Annotated in this window: 6 protein-coding genes; 3 read left to right on the forward strand and 3 right to left on the reverse strand. The window is 67.6% G+C overall.

The features are described 5' to 3' along the window. A partial coding sequence (locus L995_RS18985; RefSeq protein WP_047473002.1) for a GAF domain-containing protein occupies positions 1–400 on the reverse strand: 400 nt, incomplete at its 3' end. Between the two features lie 120 nt (positions 401–520). Between L995_RS18985 and hmpA the strand changes: the two genes are divergently transcribed. Next, the gene (hmpA, locus tag L995_RS18990; protein WP_047473003.1) at positions 521–1,747 is read left to right on the forward strand and encodes an NO-inducible flavohemoprotein; all 1,227 of its coding nucleotides are present in this window, start codon (positions 521–523) and stop codon (positions 1,745–1,747) included. Positions 1,748–1,870: 123 nt separating this feature from the next. Here the strand turns inward: hmpA and L995_RS18995 are convergent, their stop codons facing one another. Next, on the reverse strand, positions 1,871–2,128 hold the full coding sequence (locus L995_RS18995; RefSeq protein ID WP_016446670.1) for a DUF3297 family protein: 258 nt from the start codon (positions 2,126–2,128) through the stop codon (positions 1,871–1,873). Positions 2,129–2,248: 120 nt separating this feature from the next. On the opposite strand from L995_RS18995, the gene L995_RS19000 reads away from it, so the two are divergent. After that, positions 2,249–3,553, forward strand: coding sequence for a DUF445 domain-containing protein (locus tag L995_RS19000; RefSeq protein ID WP_016446669.1), 1,305 nt, complete (start codon positions 2,249–2,251; stop codon positions 3,551–3,553). A 166-nt stretch (positions 3,554–3,719) separates the two neighbouring features. On the opposite strand, the gene L995_RS33280 is transcribed toward L995_RS19000, so the two are convergent. Beyond that, positions 3,720–3,887: a hypothetical protein gene (locus tag L995_RS33280; RefSeq protein WP_156136101.1), complete on the reverse strand. Its 168-nt coding sequence runs from the start codon at positions 3,885–3,887 to the stop codon at positions 3,720–3,722. Between L995_RS33280 and L995_RS19005 the strand changes: the two genes are divergently transcribed. After that, complete coding sequence (locus L995_RS19005) at positions 3,886–5,913, forward strand: ligand-gated channel protein (RefSeq protein ID WP_047473005.1); 2,028 nt, start codon at positions 3,886–3,888, stop codon at positions 5,911–5,913. The genes L995_RS33280 and L995_RS19005 overlap by 2 nt on opposite strands. Positions 5,914–6,072: the final 159 nt, after the last annotated feature.

Here is a 6,072-nt window from a genome sequence, read left to right on the forward strand (position 1 = left end):
CCGCGTTGAGAAGGCCCCAGGGCAGGCCGCCCGTCTGCAGCACGCAGCCCATGCAGTCGTGCACCTCCAGCGGCCCGTGGCCCTGGGCCACCAGGCCGTCATAGGGATCGGGCAGCGGGCTGTCTGGCGCAAAGCGCATGGCCTGGCCCGCGGCCAGCAGCTGGGCGAAGCGCGGGTGCTCGGCAATGCGAAAGCGCCGGCCCAGCGCATCGGGCACCAGGCCGTCGATGGCCACGGGCCGCAGCCACTCGCCTTCCAGGCGCAGCAGGGCGGCGGCATCGGCCGGCAGCACGGCGCGCAGGGCTGCCAGCAGGCGGCGAAAGCGCTCGCGCTCAGGCAGGTCCTGGGCCAGGTCGGCCACCAGAGGGGTGAGGGCGTGCAGGGCGGTGGATGTGGTCATAAAGACTGCGATGGCTGTCAAAAGGACTCGATTTGACGGGAGTCATATTGACGCATGAAACGCCAAGCCCTTGTTCTTCAAGGGTCGCGGGACTGGCACGGCCCTTGCCTTTGCCAAGGCATGTCCGGCATCGCACCGGGCATGTCCGTCCCCGTACCCAAGGAGTTTCCCGTGCTGACCGACCGCCAACGTGCCATCGTCCAATCCACCGTTCCGCTGCTTGAAACCGGCGGCGAAGCGCTGATCACGCATTTCTACCAAACCATGCTGGGCGAGTACCCCGAGGTGCGCGCCCTGTTCAACATGGCCCACCAGCAAAGCGGCGCCCAGCCGCGTGCCCTGGCCTACAGCGTGCTCATGTACGCCAGGCACATCGACCGGCTGGACGCCCTGGGCGACCTGCCCGCGCAGATCATCAACAAGCACGTTGCGCTGCAGGTGCAGCCCGAGCACTACCCCATCGTCGGCACCTGCCTGCTGCGCGCCATCCGCGAAGTGCTGGGCGCCGAGATCGCCACCGACGAGGTCATAGCCGCCTGGGGCGCCGCCTACCAGCAGCTGGCCGACATCCTGATCGGCGCCGAGCGCCAGGCCTATGACCGCACGGCGGCGGCCGAAGGCGGCTGGCGCGGCGAGCGCGCCTTCGTGGTGCAGGACAAGGTGCAGGAAAGCGCCGAGATCACGTCCTTCTACCTGGTGCCCGCCGACGGCGGCCCCGTGATCGCCCACCAGCCCGGGCAGTACATCGGCCTGCGCCTGGTGGTGGACGGCCAGGAGCAGCGGCGCAACTACTCCCTGTCCGCACCCGCAGACGGGCGCAGCCTGCGCATCAGCGTCAAGCGCGAGGCGGGTGGCAAGGTCTCCAACTTCCTGCACGACCGGGTCCGGGTCGGCGACACGCTGCAGCTGTTCCCGCCCGCAGGCCACTTCACGCTGCAGCCCGGCGAGCGCCCGCTGGTGCTGATCAGCGGCGGCGTGGGCATCACGCCGACCCTGCCCATGCTGGACGCGGCCTTGCCGACCCGGCGGCCCGTGGTCTTCATCCACTGCGCACGCGAGCGCGGGGTGCATGCCTTCCGCGAGCATGTGGATGCGCTGGCTGCCGTGCATCCGCAGCTCACCCGTTACTACTGCTATGACCGGGCAGAGGAGGGCGATGGGGTCGATGCGCAGGGCCTGCTGACCGCCCGCCAGCTGGGTGAATGGCTGCCCGCCGTGGATGCCGATGTCTACTTCCTGGGGCCTCGGCCGTTCATGCGGTCGGTGAAGGAATCGTTGAAGGCCCTGGGGGTGCCGCAGGAGCAGGTGCGGTATGAGTTTTTTGGGCCGGCCGAGGCGCTCCAGTAGGCTTTGCCGGAGCCTGCCCTGGGTGGTTCCTGGCTCTGCCGCACCCCGGGCATGCCTTTGTCGCGTCCTTGTCGCGCCCCTTGTAGCACCTCTGTGGCAAGAGGCGCGACAAGGTCCGAAGGCTCAGCGGTAGAAGGCTTGCACGGTGCCCTTGAGCTTGATCAGCAAGGGCCTGCCCTTGCGATCCACCGTCTTGCCCGCGGGCACCTTGATCCATCCCTCGCTCACGCAATACTCCTCCACGTCGAACCGCTCCTTGCCGTTGAAGCGGATGCCGATGTCGTGCTCGAACACGGCCGCCACGTGGTGCGGGCTGCGCGGGTCGATGGACAGGTGGTCGGGCAGGGCGGGGCGCTCGGCGGATGCGTTGGCGTCGGTCATGGTCTTGTTCTCGCAAGAGGGTTCTGAAGAAAGCCGGTATTGTCCGCGCAATCCGGGGTCAGGCGCTGGCTGACAGGCATTGGCGGCAGGCATCGCCACGCGGGGCCCGGCGGGCGTCGTATGCTGCGCTCCATGCTGTCGCCAGAGCAACGTCAAACACTGAAGTCGGCCAAGCGCCTGCCGCTGGCGTTGCTGCTGCTCATGGCGCTGGGCTTCGTGGCCTCGTCGGTGGCGGCAGCGCACTGGCAGCAGGTGCCGCTGTGGCTGGCCTGCATCAAGGCCGTGACCGAGGCCTCGCTGGTCGGCGCGCTGGCCGACTGGTTTGCAGTGTCTGCCCTGTTCCGGCACATTCCGCTGCCCGTGGTCGGGCGCCACACGGCCATCATTCCGCGCAACAAGGACCGCATCGGGCTGAACCTGGCGAATTTCGTGCGCGACAAGTTCCTGGACGGGCCTTCGCTGGTGGCGCTGATCGAGCGCCACGATCCCGCGCGCGTGCTGGCGGGCTGGCTGACCTCACCGGCCAACAGCACGCTGCTGGGGCGGCAGGTGGCGCGGCTGGCGCTGGCGGCGCTGGAGATGGTGCAGGACCGGCAGGTGGAGCGCTTTCTCTCGCACTCGTTCAAGGCCTTGCTGGAGCATCTGGACCTGCCCCGCGCGGCGGCGGACCTGCTGTCGGGCCTGACCCAGGACGGGCGCCACCAGGCCGTGCTCGACGATGTGCTGGCGCGCGTCAGCGGCGTGCTGCGCGAATCCGAGACCCATGTGCTGATCGCCCGGACCATCGTGCTGTGGCTCAAGCGCGAGCATCCGCTCAAGGAAAAGATGCTGCCTACGGACTGGCTCGGCGACAAGGGTGCCACGGCCATCGCCGGGGCGCTGGACAGCCTGCTGCAGGACATCGCCAGCGATCCCGGGCACCACATGCGCAAGGCGTTCGATGCCTCCGTGCAGCGGCTGATTGACCGGCTGCAGTCCGACCCGGCCATGGCCGATCGCGCCGAGCGCCTGCGCGACTACCTGCTGCACGACGAGAAGCTGGCCGGCTACCTGCGTTCGCTGTGGCTGGGCCTGCGCGCCAGGCTGCAGGCCGACCTGGCCAACGAGCATTCGCAGGTGGCGCGCAAGACCGCGGCCATGGGCCGCTGGCTGGGCCAGTCGCTGGCGCATGACGAGGCGCTGCGCCACTCCATGAACGAACGCCTCAAGCGCTGGGCCCAGGCGCTGGCGCCCGATGTCTCGCAGTTCCTGGCCCAGCACATCGCCGACACCGTGCGGCGCTGGGATGCGCGCGAGCTGTCCGAGCTGATCGAGCTGCACATCGGCAAGGACCTGCAGTACATCCGCATCAATGGCACCGTGGTCGGCGGTGCCGTGGGGCTGCTGCTGTTCCTGGTCTCCAATGCGGGGCGGCTGTGGTCCTGATCTTCGTATCAGGATGTTGCCTGCCGGCCACATCGGGCCAACTTTACAAAGCCGCCGTGTTCGCCGGAACGCCGTGAATCGGGCCGGGCGCTGCACGCGCCCGGGCACTGGCGGCCCTGCATGTCATTGATGAACAAGGCAACATTCAGCATCCTGAATGAATTGCTCACAGATCGGCCCGCTTGTAAAGAAAAACAGCAGCTGCGCTGCTGTCGGCCAGGCCGTTGTCGGCGGGAAAATAAAATAAGAACGATTCGCACTCATCAAAAACAACAGAGCGGATGCGCACCCCGGTCGTTCGACCGTCCGTGATTCTTCTTGCGAGCTTTCCCATGCACAACTGCACAGCCCCCGCGGCGGGCCGTGGCTTTGCCCTGTCCGCCCTTTGCACCTCCCTGCGTGCTTCGTTTCCCTCCACCGTCGCTCCCCTGCGCCGCACCGCGCTGGGCGCCTGCCTGGGCCTGCTGGCCTCGGGCAGCGCGCTGGCCCAGGCAGCAGGCGGGGCGACGCTGGAAACCCTGGTCGTGACGGCCAGCGGCTTCGAGCAGGAGATCAGCCAGGCGCCGGCCTCGATCTCGGTGATCACGCGCCAGGAACTGGAGCAGGGCGCCTACCGCAACCTGCACGATGCCCTGCGCGATGTGCCCGGCGTGATCCTCACGCCCTCGGACAACAACTCCAACGACATCTCGTTGCGCGGCATGGGCGCCAACTACACCCTGATCCTGGTGGACGGCAAGCGCATGAGCACGCGCGAGACCCAGACCAACGGCAGCACGGGCACGGACCAGAGCTGGATTCCGCCGCTGGAGGCCATCGAGCGCATCGAGGTGGTGCGCGGCCCCATGTCCTCGCTGTACGGCTCGGACGCCATGGGCGGCGTGATCAACGTCATCACGCGCAAGGTGGCGAAGAACTGGCATGGCTCGGTGCGCGCCGACGCCACGCTGCAGGAGCGCTCCACCTCGGGCGATGCCTACCAGACCAACTTCTACCTGTCAGGCCCGATCAAGACCGACCTGCTGGGCCTGAGCCTGTACGGCAACTACAGCAAGCGCGACCAGGACCGCATCTACCAGGGCTACAACAAGAGCGACAACCGTTCGCTGAACCTGCGCCTGGCGCTGACCCCCAGCAAGGACCACGACCTGATCGCCGAGATCGGCACTTCGCGCCAGCACTTCGTTTCGTCGCCTGGCATGACCCTGCTGCCCACCGATGCGCCCAGCGACCGCAAGTTCGAGCGCGAGAACTACTCGCTGCAGCACAAGGGCCGCTGGGGCTGGGCTTCCTCCGACACCTATCTGCAGCGCGAGGAAACGCGCAACCTGTCGCGCGACATGACCATCAGGAACACGGTGTTCAACAGCAGCTGGGTGGCGCCGCTGGGCCGCCAGCACCTGCTGACCACGGGCGTGTACTACAACCAGCAGGACCTGCGCGACACGACGACCAATACGCTGCCGGGCTCGGCGCGCACCACGGCCGATCGCACGCAGTACGCCTGGTTCGCCGAGGACGAGTGGCGCCTGCGCGATAACTTCGCCCTGACCGGCGGCCTGCGCTACGACCACGACAGCAAGGGCGGATCGCAATGGAGCCCGCGCCTGTACGGCGTGTGGAACCTCGACGCGCAATGGACCGTCAAGGGCGGCGTGTCCACCGGCTTTCGCGCGCCCTCGCTGCGCCAGACCCTGGGCGACTGGGGCCAGTCCAGCCGCGGCGGCAACATCTACGGCAACCCCGACCTGAAGCCCGAAACCTCGCTGAGCAAGGAACTGGGCGTGCTCTACAACAACGGCGCCGGCCTGTCGGCAGGCCTGACGGTGTTCGACAACGAGTTCAACGACAAGATCACGCGCATCGCCTGCCCCGAGTGCGGACCGGCCAATTCCTCGGGCAACACGCCCACCACCAACGTCAATATCGACAAGGCCATCACGCGCGGCGTCGAAGCCACGTTCAAGGCCCCGCTGGCGCGCACGCTGGACCTGAGCAGCAGCTACACCTTCACCAAGTCCGAGCAAAAGAGCGGCGAGTTCGCGGGGCAGCCGCTGAGCCAGCTGCCGCGCCACATGCTCAACCTGGCGCTGAACTGGAAGCCTTCGCAGCAATGGGCGGGCTGGGCCAAGCTGTCCTACCGGGGCAAGGAAAGCCAGCCCACGGGCGGCCGTTCGGCACGCACCTGGGTGGCCGGCAGCTATGCCATGTTCGACATGGGCGGCTCCTACAACTACAGCAAGGACGTGACCTTCTACGCAGGCATCTACAACCTGTTCGACAAGGACGTGTACTACGAGGACTACGCCACGGTGCAGGACGGCCGGCGCTACTGGATCGGCATGAACGTGAAGTTCTAGGCATCCCGGCCGCAAGGGCGGCCGCTGCCCGTGGCCTGCGGATCAGGCCGCGCCGCTTCCCGGCGCGGCACCCGCCTCCGGAGGCCGGAACTCCTTTCATTTTTTCCTGGGATTCTTTGCCATGACCTTCGATATCACGCGCCGCGCGGCGGCGCTGGC

Source organism: Delftia sp. ZNC0008, assembly GCF_000799035.1.
Taxonomy (GTDB): Bacteria; Pseudomonadota; Gammaproteobacteria; order Burkholderiales; family Burkholderiaceae_C; genus Comamonas; species Comamonas tsuruhatensis.